The following is a 25,589-nucleotide window of genomic DNA, read 5'->3' as shown; positions in this document are numbered from 1 at the left end:
TCAATCCTTACGGGTTGATGGTGGTGATGAATTTGCGATTGTTGCCATCCACCTGAATCACCACGGCGCTTTTAACAGCGTCACGGTTTTCATTTAAAGTGATCTTCCCGGTCACGCCAGGGAAATCCTTAGTCTTTGCCAGTTCATCACGAATGGCTTTTCCTGACAAGTCGGGAGCACGTTCAATCGCGGCCACCAGAATTTTTGCCGCATCATAACCCAAAGCGGCCAATGCGTCCGGAGTTTCGTTGTATTTCGCCTTGAATTTTTTAATGAACTCCGTCACAGCAGGATCTGTGGATTCAGTGGTGTAGTGGTTGGAGTAGTAGTTGCCGTTGATCGCCTCTTTGCCAATCTCGTACAGCTTGTCAGAGTCCCAGCCGTCTCCACCCATTAGGGGAACTTTCAAACCCAGTTGACGTGCCTGCTGGGCAATCAGTCCGACCTCGGTGTAGTAGCCTGGGATGTAAATGGCATCAGGGTTCTTCGAGCGGATCTGAGTCAATTGGGCTTTGAAATCGATGTCACCTGCCTGATAGCTCAGGTCCGAAACAATTTCGCCGCCGCGTTTTTTAAATTCGGCAGAAAACACATCAGCCAGGCCCACACTGTAGTCGTTTTTCACATCACGCAAAATGGCGGCTTTTTTTACCTTCAGGTTTTCGCTGGCAAACTTTGCCATCACCAGTCCTTGGAACGGATCGATGAAGCAAACGCGGAAGACGTAGTCGCCCACCTTTGTGACATCCGGATTTGTCGAAGCCGGGGAAACAAACGGGACACCGTGTGATTGCGCAATCGGAGCCGCCGCTTTGGAGCGACCGCTGGCGACTCCGCCAAGAATGGCGACAACATTGTTTTGTGTGATCAAGCGAGTGGTGGCAGAAGCGGCCTCTTCATTTTTTCCCTGATCGTCCAAAGTGACCAGGCTGATCTTTTTACCTTTGACTCCACCCGCGGCGTTGATTTCATCCAAAGCCAGACGAACGCCTTTGTTGGTGCTTAAACCGAAAGTGGCATCACTTCCAGTCAGGGAGTCATATTCACCAATAACAATTTCATTTTCTTTTTTGGTACATCCGCTCAGAAGCGGAAGAGTCAAAAGCAATGCTAGGAAAAGATTTTTCATGAGGACCTCGCTGTGGTTGCTTGAACGGAATATCCTATAGAATTCAAGCATCTACAGCAGAGGTCAAGATAAAACGTGAGGAAGTTTTAAGTCGCTAAAACGCTGGCCAAAGAAATCAAATCCAATTGATTCTTTTTTTCGTTCTTCGCGACAAGATCCAAAGGCACCTGAATAAGTCTTTCGCCTTCAGTTCCGATCATCACGTCACAGTAGCCTTTGAAAAGAGCGTCCACAGCGGCAGCACCCATGCGGCTTGCAAGAATGCGATCCGCAGCTGTAGGGGATCCCCCGCGCTGTTGGTGTCCAAGGATGCAGACTTTCGCGTCCATGCCGGATTTTTTGCGAATGGCATCGGCCAGATCGTACGCGCGTCCTGGCTTTTGTCCCTCGGCCGTGATGATGATGCTGCTGGTTTTGCCACGCGCTTTGGCATCCATGATGCGATCAATGGCTTTTTCCACGGTGGTGTTGGCATCGGGTGTGAAGATTTCTTCAGCACCGCCTGCAAGTCCTACGTGAGATGCGATGAAGCCTGAGTTTCTGCCCATGACCTCAACAATAAACAGACGATCGTGCGAAGCGGCCGTATCGCGAATGCGGTCAATGGCTTCTAGTGCCGTGTTGACGGCGGTGTCAAAGCCGATGGTTTTGTCACTGCCGAAAATGTCATTGTCGATAGTTCCTGGGACGCCGACAACGGGGATTTGATGTTCTTCCCAAAGGGAGTGGGCACCACGGAATGAACCATCGCCACCAATACATACTAAGGCGTCTATTCCGAGTGCTTTGATGTTGGCTGCGGCACGGGAGCGGCCTTCGGGGCGCATGAACTCAGGAGAGCGTCCTGTCTTCAGGATGGTTCCACCGCGCTGAATGATGTTGGCCATATCACGAAGTTGCAATGGTTCGATTTTGTTTTCCATCATTCCAACGTAGCCGTTGTGAATGCCGTAAACTTCAAGTTTTTGAGAGATTCCCACCCGAACAACCGCGCGAATCGCAGCATTCATCCCTGGGGCGTCGCCACCGCTTGTGTACACACCGATTTTTTGAATTTGCTTTTGAAATTGAGCCATGCAAAGAGGCTACCGGAGCTTTAGGATATAGACAAAATAAAAAAGGCGTCCTTGTGGGACGCCTTTACCAGGAAATCGAAAGTTCTGGTTAATTACTTAACCATAGCTTTGAATTCAGCACCTGCGCGGAACTTCGGAGCCCATGCAGCAGGGATTTTGATCGCTTTACCAGTTTGTGGGTTGCGACCAGTGCGAGCTTTACGTTTAGCTTTAGTGAATGTACCGAAGCCAACAAGTTTAACATCGTCACCTTTTTTAACGGATTTTTTGATGTTTTCTACTGCGCAATCAAGGATTGCTTCAGCTTGAGCTTTAGAAACTTTTGTTTCAGCTGCGATTTTTTCGATAAGTTGAGCTTTGTTCATTTGAACTCCTCTTTTGGATACGTTTGTGTATCCGATGTTGATAATAAAATCTTGATGATAACTCTTCGTCATCCAATGACAGCCTCATGAAAAGACAAAAAGGCAAATTCGTCAATAGCAAAATATGAAAAGGTCTCTGACTGCGGCTCTCCGCGCGGCTTCTAGTGTTTGTCTTCGCCTGGATAGTCATCATCATCAAGGGAAGTTAAAGCATCACTTGAAGAGTCCTTGACGGGAATTCTGTAGGATTCACTGGCCCACTCACCAAGATCGATCAGTCTGCATCTTTCAGAGCAGAAAGGACGGAAGGGATTTTCGGTTGAGTACAAAGTCAAACGCCCGCACTGCGGGCATTTGACCTGTCGAGATTGAGATTCGGTCATAGTCGAAATTTATTCCATGTCCTGCTGTTGAAGCAAGACGCAGAGTTTATTGGAAACGTTTTAGTGTTCCTGTTGCGAAAACCGCATTCTGCTTTCCATTTTTGTAAGCCAGATCATACTTGATTTCACTATTCGCCAAAGTGCCCTTATGAGCCTGAATTTGGATCAAATATTTACCGGATAAATTGTCTGCAGCACCATTAGCGCGAATCTCAAAAGCTTGGCTATGATTGCCTTCTTTATCTGGGATAAGGCTAAAGGTATTCTGGCTATTCAAATATAGTGGGTTGTGCGCCATGCCAGCGGCATCGATACCGAAGCTAAACCCATAGCTAAAGTATGAAGCCGGTGGGGGATAAGCTCTCAACACAACGGCAGGAATCATATTAGGCCCAATTGTGAAGCTTAAGAAGAGCGTTCCTGATGTCCACGTGTCGCAATTAGCAAGGCCGTAATCTCTACCCCAGATGTGGCTGTTTCTATCGCAAATTGCTAAGGCTTCTCGAAGAAACTCTTTATACCCACTTTTATTTGTTATTCTTAGGCTTCCGGCAAAATCCCTATTAGCAATGGTATAGCTTGTACTACCATCAGCAAAGCCAACAGTAGTAGTTACTATGTTGCCACCGCCAGTACCACCATTAGGTAGGATACAGGTACTTCCATTCCAGATATATCCGGAACCGCAAACTTGGGGATTCACATAGTTGGAATCACCACCACTTTTTCCACACGCCACCACAAACAACGCTGTGGAGATCGCGATCATCGAAGCTAAAAGCTTTTTCATAATGAACCTCTCTCTCAAGACTTCTCTTCACTACTAGTGCAATACAGGAGTCGTGCCATCGCATCCACGCGGCCGGATGCAAATAAACCCGCAATGATCATGGCAGCTGTGTTTAAGCTTTACCGAGCACGGCCAAATTGCGTCACTTTGTTCTGAGAGAAGGCAGTGACAGCCAATTCCCTCAAAAAATCGTAGGCTTGCGAGAGTGTCTCAAATCAAGACAGCTCCCTGCGCATGTGTGAGTGACAAATCCCGGAACCGAATTGCAATCATTAGCTAATGGGGTTACAGAAAAACTGAACTTGTGATAGATTACCGGCCGCTATGAGCAAAAAGACAAAGAAGTACTTACCCTATATTTTGGCTGTGATCCTGCTGGTGGGCTTGGTTGTGATGGTGCAAACACAAAAGCCCCTGAAAGCCAGGTCCTCCAGTATCTCGTATGCTCAGGATGCGGGATACTTCTATCTTCCACCGGGCAGTGCCAATGTCTCTGATGTGACGGAAGAACAGTATCGTCAGCTCCTTGCAGAGTTTCAGAGTAAGTACATGATGCGTGTCTATCAGCAAACCGGAAAACCTTTGGTTATTTCCTATGATTGGGTCAATCCGTATTTTGCGGGTGGTTCCATGGACAAGGGGACTTATTTGCAGGTGATCTTGTGGGGCGGATTGGCGCGGGCCCCGGGGGCTTCAATGGAAATCCTGGCGGGCATTCTCTGTCATGAGATCGGTCACACGATGGGTGAAGAACCTCGTCAGACCTTTGCTGGGGCCGAGTGGTCTTCTTCCGAAGGGCAAAGTGATTTCTTCACGGGTAGAACGTGTTTACCTGAGTTCTTAAGTGCTCATCCTGAGCTGGCCCAGAATGTCAGTGAGGAAGCCAAGTCCGTCTGTGAGGGCAATTTACTTTGTGCCCGCACAGCTCAGGTTGGTTTGGCAATGACTCAATTCTTTCAAAAGTATGATTCGCAAAAAACCGATGCGGTTTCTTTGTTAACTCCGGCTCCGACGGCGAAAGAACTTTTGCGCAATGTCTATCCGTCAATTCAGTGTCGGCTGGATACTTATGTGGCGGGGGCGAAATGTCAGCTAGGTGGAACTTGTCGTCCCCCGGCCTGCTGGTCTCCGCACTAACAAAAACAGTCCTAAAACTACGATCAGAACGCTGATCCATCCTGAAATCGAAAGTCCCAGCGAAGGACCACGGAAGTCATCGCGGAAGGACTCCATCATCAATCGGCCCAGTCCGTGCAAAACCATCCACAGATAAAAGATGCTGCCAGGATTTTGCAGCCACCGCGGACGAACGGGTCGTGCGATGGCTTCAGTTCCGAGCAGAACACACAAGACCCCCAGTTCCCATAAAGAAGCATAGGCTTGAGTGGGGTGGCGGCCTGCTATCGCCCAGGGAAGTTCGCATGTTTTACCATAGCAGCAGCCCGCAAAAAGACAGGCTATCCGGCCCAGCATGTAAGATAAAGACATCACGGGTGCAAACAAATCCAGATAATCTTCAAAGGGAACCCGGGCAATAAAGATCAGATAGACAACGCTGCACAAAGTGGCCAGAAGGGCCCCGCCATAAAAGACGAAGCCGCCATTCCAAAAATAGAGAATGCGCAGATAGTCTTCTTGATAGTAGGGATAACTTTCATAGAAGACGTGAAACAGTCGTCCGCCAATAAAACCACTGATCATGATGATGAGACTTAAGTCCAGAGACACTTTGCGGGAAAGTTCGCGCTGGTCGGCACGACGGGCAACCCAGAGAAGGCCAAGACAAACGGTCAGGCTCAGAATGAGATAATAGGTCGGTATTGATAGACTGGGTGAAATTGAGATGGTGGGAAACAAGCTTCCTCCGCTATACCGACGATAGACTTAATTTTCTTTCATTACAGGAAATATTCAAGACGATTCTAGTCAAGGGCCTGTAACTAAATACATAATAGTTCCTATATGAAATTGCATCCGGCTGAAATTGCCAAAGAAATTCGGGATTTCTCTTTCTTCAAATCCTTTACGGATAATTTGCTTTTGCAAACCTCTGTCATGATTCATACCGAATCATTTGCAGCTGGAACCATGCTTCTGCAAGAGGGAGTAACAAACAGTTCCTTGTTCTTTTTGCGAACAGGCAAAGTGGAAGTTTCTTTGGCCTCTGAGGTGATTGCCACACTTGATACCCCGGGTGAAGTCTTCGGCGAAATGAGTGTAATCACAAAAAATCCAACCTCGACCACGGTGAGGGCCTTAACGGCGGTGGAATGTTTCGTCATTCGCACCGAGGATTTTGCACACGTTCATCCGAAAGACAAAGATCGGTTTCAAGCTCTTCTATTTCAAATCTACTGTAATGTTCTGACCGAGCGCCTGGTCAAAACCAATGAAAAAGCACGACTTTTTGAAATCCTGAATCGTGAGCTTCACGAGGCTCAGCAGAAAATTGAAAAAGTCGGTGGTCGTGTTCTTTTGGTGGAGCCGGACAAAAAACAGCAACTTCCCGTGCGCATGGCCTTGGGTGGCACCGGTGTTCAGCTGGACATTGCCAATGATTCAGAGGGTGCCCGCCAGTTGTTGGCGGAAAACAAGTATGATCTGGTTCTTTGCGAGGAAGGCTGTGTTGAGATCCTTCAAGAGGTTCATGATAAGAAGGCCGCCAACTATTCCGTGCTTCTGACCAGCAAAGATGTGCAGGGGAATCTGCAGATTCTGCAAACAAATCGTCATGTGGATCATATCGTGTCCCGCGATGCGGAAGATCGCAACACCACCATCAGGTATATTCTGACGGCTTTGGGGAAACTTCTGAACAAGGATCTTTTCGGAATCGAGAAGTATCTGACGTGGGGAGTGGAAGTTCAGAGCAAACGGGTGTCCTGTTCCAATCAGCGCGAGGCGCTGCGAGAAGATCTTTACGGTTATTTCAAGAAGATGGGTGTGCGTTCGACGGTCCTGGATCGGGTGAATACTGTCGTTGAAGAAATGTTGATGAATGCCATCTACGATGCTCCGGTGGATTCGCAGGGTAAGTCCATCTTTAACCATGTTTCTCGTAAAGAGGAAATACAGTTGGACACCCATCAGCAATCACAGTTGCGCTATGCCAGTGACGGAGTGTTGTTGGCAGTGGCGGTCAAAGATCCATTTGGATCTCTGACCAAGGATAATATTATCGATTATCTGATTAGCTGTTACAGCGGTCAGGCCGGCAGTATGAATGCTGGCAAAGGTGGCGCGGGTCGTGGACTGCATCAGATCATTGAAAACGCGGATTTAACCATCTTCAACGTAAAAAAAGGCGTTCGCACGGAAGTGATCTGTCTATTTAACATTGACGGACAAAAGCGTGAGGCCCAGCCTTCTTTCCATTACTTCTTTGTATAAAGCAGTAATCCAATCAGCATCTGCCCCAGCAGTACACAAGGCACTGTGGGCAGATTTGTAGATTGTAGAGAAACGATAAACCCAGCTCCGCTCCCTACCAGAGCAATCACCAACATTCTTAAAAGATAACCTTTCAAGTTGCGGCTGCGTGAGGCCGCGAAGCTAGTTGCGATGAAAAGACTTCCCATCGTGTACAAATAGCCCATGTTTTGAATGGCCATCGTGGTTAGCAGCAAGGTTCCCAGGTCAAAAAGATGATTCTTCCAGCTATTATGTATGGCGCTGTGATTGGCCAGTTGAAAAGAGCGCAAAGAAAGTTTGTGCCAGTTGGTGATTAGATAGAATCCAAAAACCAGGGCCGCCAACAGGCAGCCAATGGCGCCGGTGTCACTCATCACGGCCAGATCACCAAAGTAAGAGGCGGCAATATGGCTTTCCAATGCCGGAGTCATGTAGCTGACCAAGTAGGTCAAAGACAAAAAGAAAACGAACAAGGTCAGGTAGATATGGTTGCGGTCGGACTTCGATTTAATAAGTAAATCTGTCAGTAACAATGTGACCCATCCCAAGGACAGCCCGATCAGCAGGCTGATACCATGAAAGTCAGTTCCTAAAAGGATATTGATGACAAGCCCCAGGACAATCCCAAGGGAGGCTCCTTGTCCCAAAACAAAGATCTGCGCACTTTTTTCGCGCGCCGTCCACTGTGCGCCGACCAGAGCCAGAACACCTGCCATAAAAACCGAAGAGGGAAGTGACCACTTGTAGATTTGCAGAAGGGGAAGCAATGAGCTCATCGAATCTCCAACGAGCGAAGGTTTTTCCAGACGGAACTTAATGGGCGATGAGATACCAGAATCAGAGAACTTTGAGGGTGTTCATTGAGGAAAAGACTTAAAGCCTCTTCCAGAATATGTCCGGACTCCTGATCAACATGATTGAAAGGCTCATCCAGAATCAGCAGGCGCGGCTTTTTTGCAAGGGCGGAGGTCAGAAGGATCTTTTGTCTTTCTCCTCCGCTGGCGGTGTTCCATTTTTTAGTCAGATCCAGATTCTTCAGCAGTCCTTGATCTGAGGGAACAGCGCCCAGTACATCCTGTAAAGTAAGTGGCAGATGAAAGTGCAAGTTTCCCAACTGCGGCAGATACTGAACATCCTGCAAGGGCACGTGAAACTTGTAAGATCCTTTATAAGGCTTGTGCAGACCCAGCAGTGTTTTCAGGAAAGAAGTTTTCCCGGATCCGTTTTCACCTTTTAAAAGCAACACTTCACCTTCCGCCAGATCAAAACTGATCTCTGGGGACAGAAAATTTCCCTCCGGGCTTAGAACCCGGACTTTTTCAACTTGCAGCAAGGACTTCATTGAATCGCGTTTCCTAAAATTTTCTGAAGGGCTTCGATCGATTTTGCTTCACCTTTGGTTTGCACATAGGAAGGAACAGTCACCACTTTGACCCCCGAAAGCTCTTGGAATCTTTCCAGCGTCTTGTGAGGCGCAGAAGGGCTCGCCAGCAGAACTTTCACATTTTGCTCTTTGGCTAGTTTTGCTGCCATTGCCATGCGAGCTGCTGAAGGAGGCATTCCCGGTTTTTCTTCAAGAGACCCTGCGGATGGCAGTCCATAAGAGCTGAAAAAGTAAGTAAACTCTTTGTGGTATTCCATCACTTTCACCTTCGGAAGACTTTTGCTCACCTGGGCGTGCAGATCTGACATGTTCTTTTTAAACGTATCATAATTCTTCTCAAAGAAAGCTTTCTGCGCGGGCAGTAGTGTCGAAAGAACGCGCACAACTTCCTGGCCTCCCTCTGCCAGCTTCATCGGATCCAGATTAAAATGCGGATTTCCGTGGGCATGAACATCACCCAAAGAGCGATCAATGATGCCTTTGGGAATATCCAAGGGCTTCACGGTTTTACCCAGAGAGCAAGAGCCAGTGCCGCCCTCTTGGACTTTCGCGTTGCCAGATTTTGAAAGAACTTTAGGAAGCCAGCCAATTTCAAGTTCCAGGCCCATCGCGCAGACAACGTCGGCGCGGTTGACCTTCAGGATATAATCCGGGCGCGCTTCCGCGAAGTGGGGATCTTCAGATCCACTGAGAAGGCTTTGAACCTCCACTTGATCCTGACCGATGGCTCGAACCACTTCAGCAATATCCGGAGTGGTTGTAACGACTTTGATTTTTGCTTCGCTGACAACGGCCAGGCTGATAATGATTGAGCAGATAAAATACTTCATGGTCATCCTTTAGAATGAGTGTGCCGGGTGCGCGCCCAGAATGGCAACCCACTGGAGCTCAAGCTTTTGGTTGATGGTGTCGGATTCACCCTGATAAGTCTGATTATCATAAGTATAAGCAACACGTAACAACGAGAATTCACTGTTTTTGAAAGTCAAAGTTGGTACCGCTGCATAGTTTAAGTTGCCCTGTTTGGAGCCATCGCTCAGTGACGTGCGGTTGAGCTCTGAGAAGAGGTCCATACGCAGACCCAGGAAGATTCTTTCAGAAAGGGCTGTTTGTGGAAACACATAGGCACCGACTTCTTCCTTGGTCTCATGTCCTGGCCCACTTTGGTTGCGATACCAGATTTCAGATTGAACCAGCAATTGAGTCGTCTTGCCTTCTGTTTTCTTAAAAACAAAATCAAGCCCGTAGAGCTGCGTTTGTAGCTCTTCGGCATCGGTTCTGCCAAGATAGTTGGCGCCCCACTGCAAAGCTCCTCTTTCACCCATGTCGACGAAGTTCACAGCATGCAGATAGTGGGTGGGAACATGTGGTCTTTCGCTTTCCTCGTGACCAGGCTCATCGTGGTGTTCATGAGTTCCAAAGGTGTAGCCGTTGGTCACACCGACGGTGATGTCCCAATAGGCGTCTGTTGGCAATAGGGTTGAAAACTCGGCTCCTGTGTCGGCAACACCCTCTTCTCCAAAGAAGTCCGATTGGACGCGCGGAGCGGAGATAAAGGCCCAGTCATGTCGATGAGTCTGATTCAGTTTGCCAACACCCAGGAAGAATTTTCCCGCGCGGAATCTTGAGTTAGGAATAAGTTTACTGGAGCCCAAATAGGCCTCGTGTACTTCTGCCACGAACTCGCCTTCTTCATTGTGAGCCGCAATGTTCAAAGTGGCATCAAAGGTCGGATCAAGTGGGCCGAAGAAAATCAGTTCAGCCGAGCGGACATCCAATTTGTTTTCAGCAGAATCCTCGAAGTGCAAAGGGGCGACAAGGTCCAGGGCAGCAGCTGACTGCATGTTCTGCAAAACTTGAGAGTGCGCTTGAACAGACGTGAGAAGCGAAAAAACAACTATGAGATATTTCATTCGTGAGCATCCTGTGATGGAAAGATGTTGGTGTTCGATCTTGATTCTGCTTGTAGCACTCTCACTTTCTAAATGCAATATATTTGCATTTAGATGCAAGTGTGAAAGGCACCACAGTCCGGCGTATTTGTAAGTGTTCGAAATAACTGAATATACAAGCAACAGGGGGGCTTTGGAGAGGGGGCAGCGAATCGTTGCATTTCAGAGTCTGCGGTTGCGGAGCCCGGTGGGCTCGGCTACAAGAAGGCATGCCTGGATTGATTCGTTTTCGCTGGATTGCCATTGTCTGTTTGTTGCTTGGAACCATCCCACTTTTGCAGTGGGGCTATTTGGACAAGCGTCATTTTCCGTACATCATTGCTGTGCTTGTGCTGCTGGGAATTTTGAATGTACTGGGGCAGGGCATTTGGCCCAAGAAAGAAGAATACAGTCAAAAGCACGTGTTGGTGCACTTGTGGGTGGATCTGCTGGCGGCGGTGGGACTGCTGTTTGTGAGCGGTTCTGCCAATAATCCGTTTGTCAGTATTCTCTGCATTCATTCATTCCTTGGCGGAATGCTTTTAAGAAAGAAGGCCTCTTACCTGTTCGGGGCTTCTGTTTTGTTTTTGCTTCTGATTTTACAGTACGAAACTTACCTGGATGCGCAAAAGACAGTGGGAGTGGATTTTTCGGAACTGTCGTTGCGGTTTCTATCTCAGTGGGTGTTGATCACGGCTTCGTGGTTTGTCAGTCATTATTTCTCGGCACTTCTGGCTAAGAAAGAGCGTCGCATCCGCCTGCTACAGGATCGTCAACATCAAGCGGATCGCCTGAAATCGTTAGGCGCATTGACCGCGGGGTTTTCACACCAGTTGGCAACTCCGATGAATTCCCTGAAGCTTCGAATGGAAAGAGGTTTGCGCAAACTGGACACCGATGTGATGTCGGCGCGGGAGGAATTGCAAAAGGCGCAGAGTTCCCTGGATGAGTGTGTAAACGTTTTTCAGCACATGGCTTCTGTCTTTTCCCGCTCTTCGCAAAGTGAACTGCAGCATGTCGAGTTGCAAACTTTGGTAAAAGATCTGGTGGCGGTCTGGGAAAAAGAGAATCCTGCGGTTAAAGTGGAAGCGTATCTGACGACAGACGCTTTGCCTTGTCGTTTGCAGACGTTGGCATTTTCGCAGACTCTGTTTGATCTTTTGGACAACGCTTTGGAGGCCTCCGCAACGGAAGCAATCTTGTATGTTCGCCTTTATCAAAGGGATGCCTGGGCGGTGTTAGAGGTGGTCGACAAAGGTTCGGGAATTTCAGAGGAAATTTTGTCGCGATTGGGAGAGCCCTTTGTCACAGGCAAAGAAGCGGGCAACGGATTGGGTATTTATTCCGCGCAGATGATGGCGCAGGCTTCGGGGGGCGATTTCACGATTGCCAATAACACTTCTGGAAAAGGCGTCACGGCGCAAATCCGTCTGCCTTTGGAGGAGAGATAATATGGAACAGCTGCACACGGCGAAAACTATTCTGCTTGTGGAGGACGACAAAGGCCTCCGTGAGGTTCTGACAGAAGAACTGCAAGAGCGCGGTTTTCAGGTCAAGGCCTTTGCTGAAACCCCACAGTGGACTGAAGTCCCACATCTGGATTGGGCGTTGCTGGATCTGCGTGTGGGCAGTGAAAACGGTTTGGATTTTCTGAAAGAACTTAAAAGCCGCTTTCCGCAAGTCAAAGTCGTCATGATGAGCGGCTTTGGCAGTGTGGCCTCGGCAGTGAAGGCCATGCAACTGGGCGCACACAATTTTATCGCCAAGCCAGTGACCGTGGAAATGATTCTGCGGGCCTTCTCCGATCAGGGCGGCGACACTGAACTGCCGGAAGAAGAGATCTCGTTGGCGCGCATGGAGCGTGAATATATAGACTATGTTCTGCAAAGCTCTGAGGGCAACATCACTCAGGCTGCCAAGAAGCTGGGACTGCATCGTCAGAGCCTGCAAAGAAAGCTTCGCAAAAACATTCCCCGCAAATAAAAAAAGGCGCCTATGTGGCGCCTTCTTCTTTTTCGTTATTATCTTTTTTCTTATTTTCCAGGAACATCAATAACAGCAGAAGTCCCACTCCGCCGACAATGGCCATGTCCGCGATATTAAACGCTGGCCAGCTCCAGCGGTTGTAAAGATGGAAATCCAGGAAGTCGATCACATAGCGGAAGCGCACGCGGTCGATGTAGTTTCCAATCGCGCCACCAAAGATGCTGGAAAGAGCGACGATTTGTTTCGTGTCAGTGTCTTTCACTCCACGCAAGATACCCAGGATGATCACCATAGCAATCGGTGGCATGGACAGGAAGAAGATCTCACGGAATGAAGGATGGCTTTCTGCCAGGAAGCCGAAGGCTGCGCCGAAGTTTCTTACATATGTTAGGTTGAAGAAATTCGGGATGACGATCACGGACTCACCCAGGTGGAAATGTGTATGGACGTACACTTTCACCAGTTGATCCATGGCTACCAAGAAGCCGGAAATAAGCACAAGCCAGATATATTTGTTCTTCATATGGGGGGCAGTATAGCCCAACTCCTGTCGGATATTAAATGATTTCGTAGAGATATAAGTTTACTTCAGAAGGGCCTTGGAACGGCTGTAGCCGACTTTGATCAGCATACGAAGGGCTTCAAGGTCTGAACTCAGATTGAATTCAGCTTTGACTTCCTGAATCATGGTTTTGGAGCCACAATCCAGCAGATCCACCAGATCCTGCGTGTGGGATGTCGTGGTCAGCGTCTTTTCGGTGTAGGACATGTGGGTTTGTGTGGCAGGCAAAGACGCCGCAGGCACCGGTTGAGCGACCGGAGTATGGGGAGTCATGACCGTCTGTTGAGCGGGAGCCATCATCGGCTGTGCCTGAACGGCAGCAGCAGCGGCGGCCGTCATGACAGGTCTGTCGAGCTCGCCCATCATGCCTGCCAGACTTTTCAGCTCATTTTTAAAATTCTGAATGGAAGGTCTTTCCAAAGAATGATCACCGTCGCGAGTGGCTTTCAGATACAAACTGACCAGAATGTCCGGAGTCGTCGCCATCTCCTTGATAGAGCTGTTCTGCACCATAAGCCATTGGTAGGCTTTGAGCATCGTCTCTTTCGTGTATGCCTGTGGTGGCAACGGATTCATGGTCATTAATTAAAAACTCCACGGGTGAGGGAGCCCAAACTACAGAGTTCATAACTTTGAGTCAATGCAGACTCGGCACTATTTCCAAACATTATGTGCTCAAAAAATATGCATCTCTAGATAGGGGGCCTGTCTGCCTATTACAAAACTAGAGGCGACGCAGAAAGGCTCTGTTTCTGAAAAACTTTTTCTTGATTTCAACATTTTCGTGTCTAACGGAGCGCCAATGAGATTCGCCTTTTTCCGGGGTGGATGTGTTTCGTGCGAAACCCCATTTGGCAGCCATTGGAAGAAAGAAAACTGCCGGGAGGTCCCGGCAGCTTTTAAGTGAATCTAGTTGGAATAGTCTTTTGCGACAATTCCGTACTTTTCGATCTTACGTAGAAGCGTTTTCTTCGGGATGTTCGCATGCAATGCTGTTTGATTGATGCGACCGCGGAAGGTTTTCAATGCCTTGATGATAAATTCTTTTTCAAAGGCTTCTTTCTGCGCATTGAAATCCAGATTTTCACCAGAGTACGGCACGATCTCGCCATCTTCCAGATCATCCGCATCCAGACCCATGTCACCATCTTCGTCATCACCCAAGGTCGCATGGGCTTGAGCCACAGAACCAAGACCTGCTGCTGCCACCGTCTGCGCTGTTTCCTGAACAGGCGGGATGTCGATCAGGTTCGTGCCTGTCGCCATCAACAACGCTTCCGGCAAAGAAGCAATCGTGATGATGTTGGTCATCTCCAGAACGAAAGCGTGTTCGATCACGTTTTCAAGTTCACGGATATTTCCAGGCCAGGAATGTTTCTTCAAAACCGCCATCGCATCCGGGGCAATTCCATTGATGCGTTTACCGTGAGCCTGATTGAACTTGCGGATAAAGATGTTCACCATGTGTTCCATGTCGTCCTTACGTTCCGCCAAGGCTGGCAGGAATATAGGTACAACGTTCAGGCGATAGAACAAATCTTCACGGAAAGTGCCCGCTTTGATCATTTCTTCCAACGGACGGTTGGTCGCAGCGATGATGCGAACATTGGTTGGGAATTCACGGTTGGAACCCACGGGAGTGAACAGTTTTTCCTGAAGTACACGCAGGATCTTGACCTGCATCAGTTGTGGCATATCGCCGACTTCATCCAGGAACAGGGTGCCGCCTTCGGCAAACTGGAATTTACCGATTTTGCGTTGATCTGCCCCTGTGAACGAACCTTTTTCGTGACCGAAGAGTTCAGATTCAAACAGATTTTCGGGAATGGCAGAGCAGTTGATGGCAACGAACTTTTCGTCTTTACGGGCCGAGTTGAAGTGAATCGCTTTGGCAACCAGCTCTTTGCCGGTACCGGAAGCCCCTCGGATCAGAACGGGAGTGTCAACCTTAGCCAGACGATGGATAATGTTGAAGACTTTTTGCATTTGCGAAGTGTGACCGATGATTTTTCGGCCTTCTTCAACCATAACAGGGGCGGAGGCTGCGATATTGGAAATCAGGGTGTGTGCATTAACGGCTTTGTCGATCAGGGCAATCAGGTCTTCACCAGCCACCGGTTTTTGCAGATAGTTGAAGGCACCATCTTTAACGGCCTGGATGGCGTCGTTCAGGGTCGCATGCGCCGTCATAATCAGGACAATCGTGCCCGGATCAAGTTCTTTGATCTGGCGAAGGGTTTCCAAACCGTTCATGCGAGGCATGTCCACGTCCAGGATCACCACGTCATACTTCTTGTCGCCAGCTTTGATTTTTTCCATGGCATTGACGCCATCGAAAGCCTCATCAACTTCGAAACGCTGAGTGACCGAAAGTGCGGACTTTACCGAAAGTCTTAAGCCCTGATCATCGTCTACAACCAAAACCTTAAGCATGAGTGCCCCCTTGTTCGATGGGTAGTTCTACCGTAAATGTGGAGCCATTACCATGGGAAGATTCTACAAAAATGCTTCCCCGGTGAAGCTCCGTGAAGTATTTCGCCAGATACAGGCCCAATCCAGACCCTTTGATCGGGGAGGATTTGACGTTTTTGGATCTGAAGAACTTCATAAAGATATTCTGCAATTCATCCTGTGGGATGCCCGGTCCCTGATCGGCCACTTGAACGATGACCTTGGTGTCGGTCTCTTCGCTGCTGACCATGATTTTCGTGTCTTCCGGGCTGTATTTGATGGCGTTTTCAACCAGGTTCGAGAAGACCTGCTTCATCAGTTCAGGGTCCACGGGAACAGGGAACATCGGCTCCAGTTCAGACACGATCTGGATGCGTTTCACTTTTGCAAGGAATTCGTGCTTGCGAATGACTTCCTGAAGCAGGTTGTTGATGTCCTTGCTTTGCAAGTTCAGCTGTACACCCTGGCTTTCGATACGCCCATAGCTCAGAATCGCATTGATAAACTTCAAAAGGTCGTCAGAGGAATGTTTGATCGTGTCGACGGCCTCGCGCTGCTGAGCGCTCAGAGCGACATTGTCAGACAGGATCACGTCCGTCATTCCCTGAATTCGCGCAATCGGCGTTTTCAAGTCATGCGACATCATCGAAATGAAGTTGGTTTTAAGTTCTTCCACCTGGCTGAGCAGTTTATTCTTCTGGTAGTACTCCCAACTGCGGCGGTTTTCGACGATCAGGCGATAGGGGATGAAGAAGTAGTAGCAGAGGAAGATAGTTAGAAGAGGGGCCGCCATAGGAAGCCACAGTCCCAGTGTCCAGAAAACAAGAGCTGAGATAATAATAAATCCAGTTAGGGTGGCGCCCAACACCAGAAGACCTCTTGTGGGCTTCATATTTAGAACAACCTGGGTTGTTAGAACCGAAGCAATAAGAATGAAAAGCCAACTGATGTACTTGGAGACTTTAATGGGACCTGAATTCTTAATCAGGGTGTCGATAATATTGGCCTGCATTTCAATGCGGGTCATGGCCATGACGTCACGACTGAACGGAGTAGTGATATACTCGGCCTCACTTAGGCCAAGGTCAGTTCCGATGAGTACGATCTTGTCTTTGAAACGGGAAAGATCCACCTGCCCGTTGCGAATAGCTTCGAAGGAAGTCGAAGGATAAGATTTTGCCGCATGGAAATCGATATAAGCTTGGTCAGTTCCGTAGAAGTCAAATAGCCCTCTGAGGTTTGCAATGTCAGCGGCTGCCGGTGTTACAAGGGCCGCCAGCCTGACTGGTAGCATGGTCTGATCTTGATAAGTCAGAATCATACGTCTGGTAACGCCGTCTTTGGCGAAATTTACCAGATCAGTTGTCTTCGGTGCTGGGACAATGGTCACCTTTTCCAGCGGATCTTGCAGGAACAGTTGATCCTCTTCGCCTTTCATAGGTGTGGTGCGGCCAGCCACATAGGTGTTTGGAGTAGAGATAATTGCGCTTTCCCAAGAGTTCTTTTCATCGACGCTACCGGGTGTTTCGTCGAAGTTAAAGTCATAGGCAATGGCTTTGGCTTGATGGGAGGCCAGCGCCTGTAAAAGAGCTGTTTGTTCTTTGGCCGACGGGAAGCCTTTGTAAAGCTGAACCGTCTGAGGAGTGATATAAATCAGTTCAATATTTCCAGAGGTCGTGCTGCCAATCTTGGTGCGAACACGGAGGTCGTATAGGTAAGACTCGAGATAGTCTAAATTAGTTTGAGCAATGAAAAATGAAATCCCTACCGCGAAGAGCATTCGCAGCACAAGAGCTTTAACGGAACTCTTAGCCGGAGTTCCTGATTTCTCTTCAGAGGAGGGGGGAAGAGTCATGTTAGCCTATCTGTTAGCGAATTGGGATGCAGCCTTCGCCAACACCACCAGTTCCAGGCCCCGCTTTTGGATTTGTGTTTGGTTTGGGCTTTTGAGGTTTGATTTTTTTGATGTGAGTTTGCTGTTCCATATCGTCCTCTAGCAGGATGCCCTGCTTAATTTATAATACATAAAAGTAGTTCCAAGCAAGCTGCGGGTGCGGTAGCAGAAGTGACCGTCCTTTTGATGCTTGTTACCAGTGCTCTTCTTGTGAATGAACATGCAGCCGCCACCGCACATAAATCGTGCCCAGCAGTTTTGGCAGTTGTTCTTTTCAATCAAGGGAGCGTTTTCATTTTCCATTCGGGCGAAATCCACATTAGTGTTTTCGCCCACTTGTTCGTCTTTATTCCCGACTTCCCAAGGGCATGTGTACAAGTTGTTCTTTGCATCCATAACTAGGAAGGATTTCCCGGAACCGCAGAAGTTCTCAGTCTGTTGCTGGGTATCAAGCGCGTTGAAGTATTGATTGAAGATATTAATCTTACGCAACTCAGACTCACCACCCAAAGCGTATGCTTTGGATGCAATAGTGTTCATTTGATCGACATAAAGCCTATTGGTTGCGTCGTCGCTTTCTTCAACAGAATATGTGAACTCATAACGATCTGCGTTCAGTGTTTGGAAGAACTCATAGGCCTTTTCGATTTGCATGTTTTCGCGATTAAAGACGCCGTGTAGAGTTAAGGTACCTAATTCGCTTCTGAACCTTTCCAAAAGTCTAAATCCCTCAACTACCAATGCGGTACTGCCGACACCGGTTCTGGTTGGGCGAGTTTTATCGTTAATCTCTGCGGGACCATCAAGGCTTACTGTAATATTGGCTTTCAGATTTCTTAGAATATTCAAGTTCGTTTCGTTGAACAGAGTTCCATTTGTCACGATGGAAAAGCGACTTGTAATATCTCGGCCCGCTGTCATCAGGCGAACATAGTTGCCGATTTCCTGAATCCCATCTGGATATAGCAGAGGCTCTCCCCCTAGGAACGTGATATTGAAGCTGCCGCCCGCAGGGACACGCTCAAGGAAGAGCTTTAGCTGAGGTAGGGTTTTCTCGACATTAATTTTTGTTTGTGGGGAACCATAAGTACCATCTCCACCCGCTGCGCAGTAGGTGCACTTTAGATTACAGATTTGTGTCACATTGATTGTAAGGCTGCGAATGCCCACAGACAGTTTGCCCGTCTTTACTTCAGGATTGCATTCGCTTTCCCAGGTTGTGAGAGCCTCGAATGCTGCAGACAGGCTTGGCTCCGCCAAAGACATTTCGTTCCAAGTGTCTTCGGAGATTTCGGCGACTTCAAGGTTTCGGGCATGGAAAGCCAAGGGGGAGCCTTGTCCCCATTTGAATGCCACAATGTCCTTGTATCGTCTTTGTTCCATAATCAACGGACTAGCTGCAATAAGCGTTCCATATTGAGACAGCAGGGCTGAAACAATATTTCTAGTAATTACATGTATTTACATCGACTGAGGGTGGTGTAAATTTGGTCGCCCCAGGGGGATGCTGGGGGCAAAAGGAAACTATTTCAGAGATGTCTATTTGGTGTCTAGAGGCCTTAATCCCCTCCCTCAAAGATCCGATAGATCCTAAGTGAAGAATACGTCACTTTTTTACCACCTTTTGCGTCGCCTGACCGTTGCGGGCGGCATTGCGCTGCTCTCCATCATAGGTGCCATTGTCTTGTTAAGTATCAAAATGGACTACCTCGATCACCTAAACTTAGACCTGAACGGATATTTGACGGCGCCGGAATACCCATTCAAAGGTGATGTGGCTGAAGTCTCTCTGTCCTATCTCAAGAGAGGGCACAACGGGGATGAGGGGTTGGATATCAAAGATGTTGTGTCTGCCCTGCAGGCTATCGCAAACGAAAAGCCCAAAGCTATTGTTCTGGCTCTTGGAACTCCAGAGATGAAAGGGGACAGTCAGGCTAAAGAACTGTTTCTAAAAGAGAGTGAGAAGATTCCAAACCTCTTTTACTATTCGAGATGGGGCCAGTCCTCAGGTGGCGCCTTCAATAACACAGATCCATACATCACCTTCAGTCGTCACATCGGGAACAAGTATGCCATCGATACCAAATTGGGGGGACAGGACAATAAGAGCCGCCGTTTGGTTCTTAGCATGAACGGTGTTGACTATGATGATGAACTTGCGCGTTTTGCAGAAGTCATGGGGTTGCGCCTGCCGGAGTTAAAACAAATGCCGGGGGCGTTTAAACTTTTTAACTCTATTCAGGTTTACTTTAGATTCTATTCCGAGACTTCCGTTAAAGACCTGACTGTTCCAGTAGAAAGTCTGTCAAAGGTGAAAGATAAAATTGTTTTTGTTGGCACGAGCGACGCTCATTCTTCTTATTTGGGTATTCACCCTTTTAGTAGATTTGAGATATTTTCTGATCAGACAACAGAGCACTATTTTTCGGAATCCTCCTATCTTTTGACCGTGTATGCAAATTTGAAAGCGGTTTCTTACATCAAACATCCTGGAGCCATTATGAACCATGCGTGGCTTGCACTTGTGCTGCTTGTGCAAATCATTCTTTTGGTGCGTTGGTCCGAAAGACCTCTTATTTATCTTTGTGCATCTTTTGGTGCTTTAGCAGTGGTTTGGATTATTGGAGTTGTGTCATTTGCGTGGTTCAGTGTTGTTCTGGATTTTGCCAGAGCAGCCTTGGGCACCATACTTATTCAATACATTGGAGTTCCGGTCCTGTTCTTGAAGTTTTTGCGCAAGTCAGATCACATGAAGATTGAGCAGAATCGCTATCTTGAACAACAGAAAGTGAAGAATAGATTTGTACTGAAGGCGGCGCGGGCTGATGCGAGTTTGAAGATCGCTGCCAAGATTTCTCATGACATTCGAAGTCCATTGATGGCGCTTCAAATGGCGACCCGTCTGGTAAAGGGGCAAGTGGCTGAAGACTTGGAAGAATTGCTTCGCGAGTCGACTTTGCGCTTGCAAGGTATCGCAGACAGTGCGCTTCATTCCTATAAGGAAATTTCCTCAAATGCCGGAGGACCTTCGGACCTAGCCTTGGCCTCAAAAGAATTGGTGGAGGCGTTTAGGAAACTTCATCCGCAGTGCCAATTTGAAATTAATTTTGATGGGGATCTAAATTGCATTGTTCCTAAATACTCCCTTCAAAGATGTCTTTCGAATCTGATTGTTAATGCGATTGAAGCCCCGGCCGTCGCTGGACGGACCAGAACTATCCAGGTGCATGGAAAAGCAGGTGTTGAGTCTGTAGATGTCGTGGTTAAAGATAACGGACCTGGAATATCTGATGAGATAGCCGCGCGATTGTTTCAGGAGGGGGCAACTTACGGCAAACGATCTGGAACGGGCCTTGGTCTTTATCAGGTTAAAGAAGAGCTAAGTGCCTATGGTGCCACCGTCATTTGTTCTAGTTCTTCTGAAGGTGCTGTCTTTGAGATTTCGATACCACGACAAGCCCCATTGGTGACCTTGCAAACTTCCAAAAACGTTCTGGTCTTTGAAGACGGTGGAGATCTATATCGTCATTTGGTCAGCTCAGGAAGAGAGCAAATTAATTTCATAGTTTGCCAGAGTTTGAAAGAAGCTGAAAGGCACCTTGACAGGATCATGCTGGAGCGCCAGGAGTGGACCGTGTTTATTGATTTGGCAATTAACTCAGAAGATGAAACCGGATTGGATTTATTGGAAAAAATTGATTCCTATGGAGCGGTGAAAACTATTTTGTTTACCTCTCTGAATGATTTCCACGAAATGAAGAATCTTTTGGATAGGCATAGAGTCATTTGTATAAGTAAAAGTCGGTTGCCTTATATTCGTTTTGTCTTGAAAGAATGAGTTTCCAATAAGCGCTCGATCATCTTTTTAGAGCAAAAAAAACCCGACATCTTCTGTCGGGTTTTTAGCTTCTTTGACTACATCAGCGGGGCTGGTTTTGTGTGAGTGCGGAACTCACCATTTTCATCAGCATACAGGCGCAGGTCGAAGCTGCGGTTGTGGATGATGTTTTGGATATACATCAAAGAGCGGTACAGCTTTTCTTCAGCGAAGGAACCGAAACCATATTGGATCGGAGTTACGCCCTTGGCAGAAAGAATCATCTCGTAACGCAGAAGCTGGTGCTGAGACGCCTCCGGAATCAAAGACATCAGGAAGCCGATGCCGCGCTCTCTCCAGATGCCCATTTCCTGAAGGTCATCAAAGGCCTCAAAGCGTTTTTCAACACTCGTCTTAGGATCAACAATCACCGCCAGGCGTGCGCCCACACGGCGGATGTCGCCAGTGAATGCCGCCACCCAGTTGGCAATAGAGCCCTTAGGGATGATAGCGCGGATGGACGGGCCAGAGCGAGGACGGGTCTTGCTGGCGATGTATTTTTCAAAGCGTGCAGACAGGGCTTCCTTGCTCAGATTCGGAAGCATGCTCAGTGCTTCAGGGTTGAAGAAGACTTCCTGCTTGAAGTAACCGTTTACGATCTTGCCGTTGGCAAAAGACCAGTTGTTCCATGGAATCTTGCTGAATTCCTTGTCGCCGATGGTCTCTTGCACGATTTTTTGAATTTCGCGGAAGTCGTGTTTGGAAACATCACGCATTTTCATTTCGTTGCTTGAAGTCAGGGTCACAAATCGAGCCGGTGCCCATTTGCTGTCCGCAGTGAAAAGAAGATTGGATGTATTCAGTGTCTGTTCACCGAACAAACCGAACAGGATCTTGCTCTTTTTGAATTTAGAGAAAGTGTCCAGAAGGAAGTATTGCTGCTGATCGTATTTGTCGAAGGAAAGAACTTTGTTTTCCCCGTAAGCACGGCCAGCTTCAAATTTCAACAGGCTCAGGCTGAACTTGGTCTTGGCATCACGATACATACCTTCAGAAGAACCTTTGAAGATGCGATCAATGCGGCGCTGTTGTGCAGGAATGGTAGAGTCTTCCAAAGCAATCTGTTCAACGTCGGAAAGGTCCGCCAGAAGTTGATTCTGCAGGTCTGTGCGGGAAGCCAGCGGATTCAGGATCTTCACGTCCTTGAACATAACTTTGTTTTGCAGCAGGCTGTCGTAGGCTTGTGCGGCCTGAGGGTTGTTGAGATCAAACACGTAGTCGAGCATGATCACGTCGTTTTTACCCAGGCCTGTGGAGGCCTTTAGGGGAGTGAAGCTCAGCCATTTTTCCAGGCGGTTATCCAGAACGCTGATACCCAGAACTTCAAAGTCCTCGATTTCAACACCGGCGTTGGCCCCAACACCCTCACCGCGTACGGCGATCAGTTTCACGCGCATTTTGTTGTCGGCCATACGGAACATATGAACCATGAAGTTGCCAGACAGGTAGGCGTGGGTAGATGCACCCGCTTCAAAAGTGCCATTAAGGGTGTCGTAACCCAATGACAGAACCAGGCTTAACTTTCCTTCAAAAGCCACGAAGTCGCCCGGAACCAGACGAGTGATGGCTTTTTCTGCTGTCAGGGGCAGATTTCTCATCGTGTAAGGAAGGGACAAAAGGGAGTCTTTCTGGGACTTGAACTGGCGGGCGAAGATGATTTCCGTGCCCTTATCAATGCCAAAGCTAATGGGGCTATCCATGTCGTTGATCAGATCGCCGACATTCACACCCATATTCATCATGTATTTATCAATACGCGTGTAGTAGCCGTCCACATAAGAGGGTTCGGATTCAATTTTATAGCGAAGAGAAGTGGAAATACCGTCAATGATGTCAGCATTTACCAAAGTCAAAGAACCGCCGATTTCTTGTTTGGCGACTTCTTTTTTGATTTTTTCCCAGGCATTGGCAGGTTTTAGAACTTCCCAGCCCGCAGAAGCAGGAACTGAGGTCAGAATAGAAACTCCTGCGGCCAAGATAGCCGTCAGGAAACTTTTTTTGAGCATCATAAGCTCTCCTTTTACATCCATGAACGAAACCGCAACGACTGTTCGATAAAAAATGCGTTACAGTTCGGCAAGACAGATAATAAAGATTCCCATAAAACACAAAGCAAAAACTCTACATCTGGGGGTTTTGCCTAAATTATGCCCAGCACTAGAAAGGGATTGTCCTCATGGAGGGGGGATGCTGTGATATTTACATGAAGATTACATATATAATCGGGAAAAAAGAGATAGAAGTCGACGGGGAGACTGGACGCAGTCTTTTAGACATCGCACTGATGAACCAATTGAACACCCCTTATTCCTGCATGGAGGGGCACTGTGGAACCTGTGAGGCGGTCATTGAGACGGGCTCAACAACAGAAGACCACGAGGGAAGTCGAGTTGTTCGCACCTGTCAGGCCCAACCATCGTCTGATTGGGTGATAGTGAATTACGACAAAAGCCCGACCAGATAATATGTATTTGATTCGTGTTTCTAAACAGTTCATCCTGTTAACCATATATGTCTCTCACGATTAAATTTTGGGGCGTACGAGGTTCATTACCTTCCGCTCCTCCACCGACGGATTGGGCGTACCATGTAGAAGGAGTTCTAAGGAACTTCTTCTCTGCCGGCTATCGTGACCCGTCCCAGATTTCCCGTTACATTCAAAGCCTTGAAGTCCCTAACGTCGGAGGCTATGGAGCTGCCACAACGTGCGTGGAAATCCAAAGTGCCAAAGGGCAGATTATTTTGGATGGGGGCAGCGGTATCCGCAACCTCAGTGAGCGCATTATGACCGGCACAACCGGCCGGGCTAAAGGGCCCTTTCATATCTTCATGACCCACTTCCATTGGGACCATGTGATCGGCCTGCCGTTCTTTACTCCACATTTTATTCCTGGTTGCGAGGTGCATTACTATGCTGTGCAGCCGGAACTGGAAAAGCTGATTCGTGGGATCTTCTGTCGTCCGTACTTCCCTGTGCCGTTTGAGGCTTTAAAGGCCAAGATCTTCTTCCATGTGATGGAGCCGCGCAAGCCCGTGCAGTTGGAGGATATGACTTTAACTCCTTATAAGCTGGATCATCCGGATCCGTGCTGGGGGTTGAAGGTCGAGTCTGGTGGAAAGGCCTATGCTCACTGCGTGGATACGGAGGGGACCCGTATTACTCGTGAGGAGCTGGGTGAGGATTTACCGCTTTATCAGAATGTCGATTTGATGTACTTCGATGCTCAGTACACTCTTCCCGAGCTGGCGGAGAAGGCCAACTGGGGGCACAGTGCGGCTCAGGTGGGACTTGATATTGCCCTTCGTGAAGGCATTCAGAAGGTGTTGTTCGCGCATCATGATCCGGGGGCACGGATTGAGCATGTCATGGAATTAAAGCGTCAGACCCGGGAATACTACGAATCCCGGCAGCGGTTTGCTTCTGCCAATAAAGGTGTTTTGCCTGAAGTGGATTGGGATTTTGCCTACGAAGGATTCGAGATCAAAATCTAAGGCGGGCGTTAACCCGCGTTGGCGATACGCTCCAGCTGAGCGGTTTTTTCATTCAAACTTTCAATCAGGTTTCTTTTCTGTTGTTCGGTCAGGGTGACCATCACTTCTATCACCAGCTTCTTTAGCTGATTTTGATAATTCTGATAGGCGTTCTGGTATTCGGGCAGATTCAGGGCTGTCGGATCATTGTAGTATTGCTTCAGGAACTGGCGACGGGCTTCAGCCGTCTTGTTGCCCTGAAGGTACAGCGAGATGATGTGAGCCTTGTTGCGCGCCTTGAGTTCTCCGGGGAATGGGGCCTCGGTTAAATGGGCGTCGATCAGGGCCTGCTGATCTTTGTTGAGTGAGCCCAGAAACATCTCGAAGTATTCCAGATATTTTTCGCGCATGTCCTTCCGGTACTGAGTGGTTTTTTGAAACCTCTCAAAATCCTCCCGTGTTTTCTTCTGGAAGGCTTTGGCAAAGTAGTCCAGTTGGTCGTTTTGGGTGTTCGAGATAAAGACATTGGCGGTGTCTGAGAACCTGCCATTGATATGCTCGATGTCTTTCATGAACAGATCAAAATAAAACTGAGTGCGTTCGGGATTCAGATTCCCGGTTTTCACCTCGGATTGAATGCTGCGAAAGCGGGCGACCCACTGAGGGATCGGATCCGATTTGAGGTCCTTTAGATCTTTCTTGAGGCCGTCCTTTAAAGAGGCGCTTTGCTTGGAGGAAATGTCAAAGTAGTCGTCGACCTTGGAGGCGATGTAGGTGTCAGCCCAGCGGAAAGCCAGGCCCAGTTGGTTGCAACCGGTTAAGCCCAGAAATCCAAGGCATAAAACAGCAGCCAGCACTCTGTTCATGAAATGTTTTTGC

General features: G+C 48.1%; 24 protein-coding genes. 7 read left to right on the top strand and 17 right to left on the bottom strand.

The window, feature by feature from the left end; all coding sequences use genetic code 11:
* Positions 1 to 7 precede the first annotated feature (7 nt).
* From ACZ5ZV_RS17715 to ACZ5ZV_RS17695, 5 genes are all read right to left on the bottom strand, one after another.
* Entirely contained in the window at positions 8 to 1,129 is a 1,122-nt protein-coding gene (locus ACZ5ZV_RS17715) for an ABC transporter substrate-binding protein (protein ID WP_464118545.1), read from the bottom strand.
* A gap of 86 nt (positions 1,130 to 1,215) precedes the next feature.
* Positions 1,216 to 2,205: a 6-phosphofructokinase gene (pfkA, locus tag ACZ5ZV_RS17710; protein WP_464118544.1), complete on the bottom strand. Its 990-nt coding sequence runs from the start codon at positions 2,203 to 2,205 to the stop codon at positions 1,216 to 1,218.
* Between the two features lie 92 nt (positions 2,206 to 2,297).
* Positions 2,298 to 2,570, bottom strand: coding sequence for an HU family DNA-binding protein (locus ACZ5ZV_RS17705; protein ID WP_464118543.1), 273 nt, complete (start codon positions 2,568 to 2,570; stop codon positions 2,298 to 2,300).
* A 161-nt stretch (positions 2,571 to 2,731) separates the two neighbouring features.
* Entirely contained in the window at positions 2,732 to 2,953 is a 222-nt protein-coding gene (locus ACZ5ZV_RS17700; protein WP_464118542.1) for a DNA gyrase inhibitor YacG, read from the bottom strand.
* A gap of 46 nt (positions 2,954 to 2,999) precedes the next feature.
* A complete protein-coding gene (locus tag ACZ5ZV_RS17695) occupies positions 3,000 to 3,743 on the bottom strand; it encodes a hypothetical protein (RefSeq protein ID WP_464118541.1) in 744 nt (247 codons plus the stop codon).
* A 324-nt stretch (positions 3,744 to 4,067) separates the two neighbouring features.
* Between ACZ5ZV_RS17695 and ACZ5ZV_RS17690 the strand changes: the two genes are divergently transcribed.
* On the top strand, positions 4,068 to 4,880 hold the full coding sequence (locus tag ACZ5ZV_RS17690; protein WP_464118540.1) for a hypothetical protein: 813 nt from the start codon (positions 4,068 to 4,070) through the stop codon (positions 4,878 to 4,880).
* On the opposite strand, the gene ACZ5ZV_RS17685 is transcribed toward ACZ5ZV_RS17690, so the two are convergent.
* Positions 4,836 to 5,600 carry a prolipoprotein diacylglyceryl transferase gene (locus tag ACZ5ZV_RS17685; RefSeq protein ID WP_464118538.1) on the bottom strand — a complete coding sequence of 255 codons (765 nt, stop codon included), beginning with the start codon at positions 5,598 to 5,600 and terminating at the stop codon, positions 4,836 to 4,838. The two genes, ACZ5ZV_RS17690 and ACZ5ZV_RS17685, sit on opposite strands and share 45 nt — an antisense overlap.
* 105 nt (positions 5,601 to 5,705) lie before the next feature.
* Here ACZ5ZV_RS17685 and ACZ5ZV_RS17680 point away from each other — a divergent pair, with 105 nt between their 5' ends.
* On the top strand, positions 5,706 to 7,133 hold the full coding sequence (locus tag ACZ5ZV_RS17680) for a cyclic nucleotide-binding domain-containing protein (protein ID WP_464118537.1): 1,428 nt from the start codon (positions 5,706 to 5,708) through the stop codon (positions 7,131 to 7,133).
* Here the strand turns inward: ACZ5ZV_RS17680 and ACZ5ZV_RS17675 are convergent.
* The 4 genes from ACZ5ZV_RS17675 to ACZ5ZV_RS17660 are packed head-to-tail and all read right to left on the bottom strand — an operon-like array spanning position 7,118 to position 10,451.
* The gene (locus ACZ5ZV_RS17675; RefSeq protein WP_464118535.1) at positions 7,118 to 7,930 is read right to left on the bottom strand and encodes a metal ABC transporter permease; all 813 of its coding nucleotides are present in this window, start codon (positions 7,928 to 7,930) and stop codon (positions 7,118 to 7,120) included. The genes ACZ5ZV_RS17680 and ACZ5ZV_RS17675 overlap by 16 nt on opposite strands.
* Positions 7,927 to 8,496 carry an ATP-binding cassette domain-containing protein gene (locus tag ACZ5ZV_RS17670; RefSeq protein ID WP_464118533.1) on the bottom strand — a complete coding sequence of 190 codons (570 nt, stop codon included), beginning with the start codon at positions 8,494 to 8,496 and terminating at the stop codon, positions 7,927 to 7,929. Before ACZ5ZV_RS17670 ends, ACZ5ZV_RS17675 begins: the two co-directional genes overlap by 4 nt.
* Positions 8,493 to 9,368, bottom strand: a complete 876-nt coding sequence (locus ACZ5ZV_RS17665; protein WP_464118532.1) for a metal ABC transporter substrate-binding protein — start codon at positions 9,366 to 9,368, stop codon at positions 8,493 to 8,495. Before ACZ5ZV_RS17665 ends, ACZ5ZV_RS17670 begins: the two co-directional genes overlap by 4 nt.
* Before the next feature lie 9 nt (positions 9,369 to 9,377).
* A complete protein-coding gene (locus ACZ5ZV_RS17660; protein WP_464118531.1) occupies positions 9,378 to 10,451 on the bottom strand; it encodes an outer membrane beta-barrel protein in 1,074 nt (357 codons plus the stop codon).
* 248 nt (positions 10,452 to 10,699) lie between these two features.
* Between ACZ5ZV_RS17660 and ACZ5ZV_RS17655 the strand changes: the two genes are divergently transcribed.
* Together ACZ5ZV_RS17655 and ACZ5ZV_RS17650 are read left to right on the top strand one after the other, a co-directional pair.
* On the top strand, positions 10,700 to 11,920 hold the full coding sequence (locus ACZ5ZV_RS17655) for a sensor histidine kinase (protein ID WP_464118530.1): 1,221 nt from the start codon (positions 10,700 to 10,702) through the stop codon (positions 11,918 to 11,920).
* A gap of 1 nt (position 11,921) precedes the next feature.
* Positions 11,922 to 12,452, top strand: a complete 531-nt coding sequence (locus ACZ5ZV_RS17650) for a response regulator transcription factor (RefSeq protein ID WP_464118528.1) — start codon at positions 11,922 to 11,924, stop codon at positions 12,450 to 12,452.
* Between the two features lie 10 nt (positions 12,453 to 12,462).
* On the opposite strand, the gene lspA is transcribed toward ACZ5ZV_RS17650, so the two are convergent.
* The 5 genes from lspA to ACZ5ZV_RS17625 form a co-directional block, all read right to left on the bottom strand.
* Positions 12,463 to 12,978 (bottom strand): signal peptidase II, encoded by a 516-nt coding sequence (gene lspA, locus ACZ5ZV_RS17645; RefSeq protein WP_464118527.1) that lies wholly within the window; start codon positions 12,976 to 12,978, stop codon positions 12,463 to 12,465.
* 60 nt (positions 12,979 to 13,038) lie between these two features.
* Positions 13,039 to 13,599, bottom strand: coding sequence for a hypothetical protein (locus ACZ5ZV_RS17640; protein WP_464118526.1), 561 nt, complete (start codon positions 13,597 to 13,599; stop codon positions 13,039 to 13,041).
* 327 nt (positions 13,600 to 13,926) lie between these two features.
* Positions 13,927 to 15,450, bottom strand: a complete 1,524-nt coding sequence (locus ACZ5ZV_RS17635; RefSeq protein ID WP_464118525.1) for a sigma-54-dependent transcriptional regulator — start codon at positions 15,448 to 15,450, stop codon at positions 13,927 to 13,929.
* Positions 15,443 to 17,323: a CHASE2 domain-containing protein gene (locus ACZ5ZV_RS17630; protein ID WP_464118524.1), complete on the bottom strand. Its 1,881-nt coding sequence runs from the start codon at positions 17,321 to 17,323 to the stop codon at positions 15,443 to 15,445. Before ACZ5ZV_RS17630 ends, ACZ5ZV_RS17635 begins: the two co-directional genes overlap by 8 nt.
* Before the next feature lie 138 nt (positions 17,324 to 17,461).
* Entirely contained in the window at positions 17,462 to 18,718 is a 1,257-nt protein-coding gene (locus ACZ5ZV_RS17625; protein ID WP_464118523.1) for a radical SAM protein, read from the bottom strand.
* Positions 18,719 to 19,277: 559 nt separating this feature from the next.
* Between ACZ5ZV_RS17625 and ACZ5ZV_RS17620 the strand changes: the two genes are divergently transcribed.
* A complete protein-coding gene (locus ACZ5ZV_RS17620; RefSeq protein ID WP_464118522.1) occupies positions 19,278 to 21,200 on the top strand; it encodes a sensor histidine kinase in 1,923 nt (640 codons plus the stop codon).
* A gap of 77 nt (positions 21,201 to 21,277) precedes the next feature.
* Here ACZ5ZV_RS17620 and ACZ5ZV_RS17615 read toward each other — a convergent pair whose 3' ends face one another.
* Positions 21,278 to 23,248 (bottom strand): hypothetical protein, encoded by a 1,971-nt coding sequence (locus tag ACZ5ZV_RS17615; protein ID WP_464118521.1) that lies wholly within the window; start codon positions 23,246 to 23,248, stop codon positions 21,278 to 21,280.
* A gap of 194 nt (positions 23,249 to 23,442) precedes the next feature.
* On the opposite strand from ACZ5ZV_RS17615, the gene ACZ5ZV_RS17610 reads away from it, so the two are divergent.
* Both ACZ5ZV_RS17610 and ACZ5ZV_RS17605 read left to right on the top strand, forming a co-directional pair.
* Complete coding sequence (locus tag ACZ5ZV_RS17610) at positions 23,443 to 23,703, top strand: 2Fe-2S iron-sulfur cluster binding domain-containing protein (protein WP_464118520.1); 261 nt, start codon at positions 23,443 to 23,445, stop codon at positions 23,701 to 23,703.
* Positions 23,704 to 23,750: 47 nt separating this feature from the next.
* Complete coding sequence (locus tag ACZ5ZV_RS17605) at positions 23,751 to 24,731, top strand: MBL fold metallo-hydrolase (protein WP_464118519.1); 981 nt, start codon at positions 23,751 to 23,753, stop codon at positions 24,729 to 24,731.
* 8 nt (positions 24,732 to 24,739) lie between these two features.
* Here the strand turns inward: ACZ5ZV_RS17605 and ACZ5ZV_RS17600 are convergent, their stop codons facing one another.
* Positions 24,740 to 25,576 (bottom strand): DUF6279 family lipoprotein, encoded by an 837-nt coding sequence (locus ACZ5ZV_RS17600; protein WP_464118518.1) that lies wholly within the window; start codon positions 25,574 to 25,576, stop codon positions 24,740 to 24,742.
* Positions 25,577 to 25,589 lie beyond the last annotated feature (13 nt).

It is taken from the genome of Bdellovibrio sp. HAGR004 (assembly GCF_055397015.1).
Note: the sequence above shows the minus strand (reverse complement) of the source record. Positions and strands in the feature narration are given on the sequence as shown.

Bases quoted from the DNA above. Each gene is read 5' to 3' on its own strand.
- ACZ5ZV_RS17715 (WP_464118545.1), bottom strand. From the start codon at position 1,129: ATGAAAAATCTTTTCCTAGCATTGCTTTTGACTCTTCCGCTTCTGAGC.
- pfkA (WP_464118544.1), bottom strand. From the start codon at position 2,205: ATGGCTCAATTTCAAAAGCAAATTCAAAAAATCGGTGTGTACACAAGC.
- ACZ5ZV_RS17705 (WP_464118543.1), bottom strand. From the start codon at position 2,570: ATGAACAAAGCTCAACTTATCGAAAAAATCGCAGCTGAAACAAAAGTT.
- ACZ5ZV_RS17700 (WP_464118542.1), bottom strand. From the start codon at position 2,953: ATGACCGAATCTCAATCTCGACAGGTCAAATGCCCGCAGTGCGGGCGT.
- ACZ5ZV_RS17695 (WP_464118541.1), bottom strand. From the start codon at position 3,743: ATGAAAAAGCTTTTAGCTTCGATGATCGCGATCTCCACAGCGTTGTTT.
- ACZ5ZV_RS17690 (WP_464118540.1), top strand. From the start codon at position 4,068: ATGAGCAAAAAGACAAAGAAGTACTTACCCTATATTTTGGCTGTGATC.
- ACZ5ZV_RS17680 (WP_464118537.1), top strand. From the start codon at position 5,706: ATGAAATTGCATCCGGCTGAAATTGCCAAAGAAATTCGGGATTTCTCT.
- ACZ5ZV_RS17675 (WP_464118535.1), bottom strand. From the start codon at position 7,930: ATGAGCTCATTGCTTCCCCTTCTGCAAATCTACAAGTGGTCACTTCCC.
- ACZ5ZV_RS17670 (WP_464118533.1), bottom strand. From the start codon at position 8,496: ATGAAGTCCTTGCTGCAAGTTGAAAAAGTCCGGGTTCTAAGCCCGGAG.
- ACZ5ZV_RS17665 (WP_464118532.1), bottom strand. From the start codon at position 9,368: ATGAAGTATTTTATCTGCTCAATCATTATCAGCCTGGCCGTTGTCAGC.
- ACZ5ZV_RS17660 (WP_464118531.1), bottom strand. From the start codon at position 10,451: ATGAAATATCTCATAGTTGTTTTTTCGCTTCTCACGTCTGTTCAAGCG.
- ACZ5ZV_RS17655 (WP_464118530.1), top strand. From the start codon at position 10,700: ATGCCTGGATTGATTCGTTTTCGCTGGATTGCCATTGTCTGTTTGTTG.
- ACZ5ZV_RS17650 (WP_464118528.1), top strand. From the start codon at position 11,922: ATGGAACAGCTGCACACGGCGAAAACTATTCTGCTTGTGGAGGACGAC.
- lspA (WP_464118527.1), bottom strand. From the start codon at position 12,978: ATGAAGAACAAATATATCTGGCTTGTGCTTATTTCCGGCTTCTTGGTA.
- ACZ5ZV_RS17640 (WP_464118526.1), bottom strand. From the start codon at position 13,599: ATGACCATGAATCCGTTGCCACCACAGGCATACACGAAAGAGACGATG.
- ACZ5ZV_RS17635 (WP_464118525.1), bottom strand. From the start codon at position 15,450: ATGCTTAAGGTTTTGGTTGTAGACGATGATCAGGGCTTAAGACTTTCG.
- ACZ5ZV_RS17630 (WP_464118524.1), bottom strand. From the start codon at position 17,323: ATGACTCTTCCCCCCTCCTCTGAAGAGAAATCAGGAACTCCGGCTAAG.
- ACZ5ZV_RS17620 (WP_464118522.1), top strand. From the start codon at position 19,278: ATGAAAGGGGACAGTCAGGCTAAAGAACTGTTTCTAAAAGAGAGTGAG.
- ACZ5ZV_RS17615 (WP_464118521.1), bottom strand. From the start codon at position 23,248: ATGATGCTCAAAAAAAGTTTCCTGACGGCTATCTTGGCCGCAGGAGTT.
- ACZ5ZV_RS17610 (WP_464118520.1), top strand. From the start codon at position 23,443: ATGAAGATTACATATATAATCGGGAAAAAAGAGATAGAAGTCGACGGG.
- ACZ5ZV_RS17605 (WP_464118519.1), top strand. From the start codon at position 23,751: ATGTCTCTCACGATTAAATTTTGGGGCGTACGAGGTTCATTACCTTCC.
- ACZ5ZV_RS17600 (WP_464118518.1), bottom strand. From the start codon at position 25,576: ATGAACAGAGTGCTGGCTGCTGTTTTATGCCTTGGATTTCTGGGCTTA.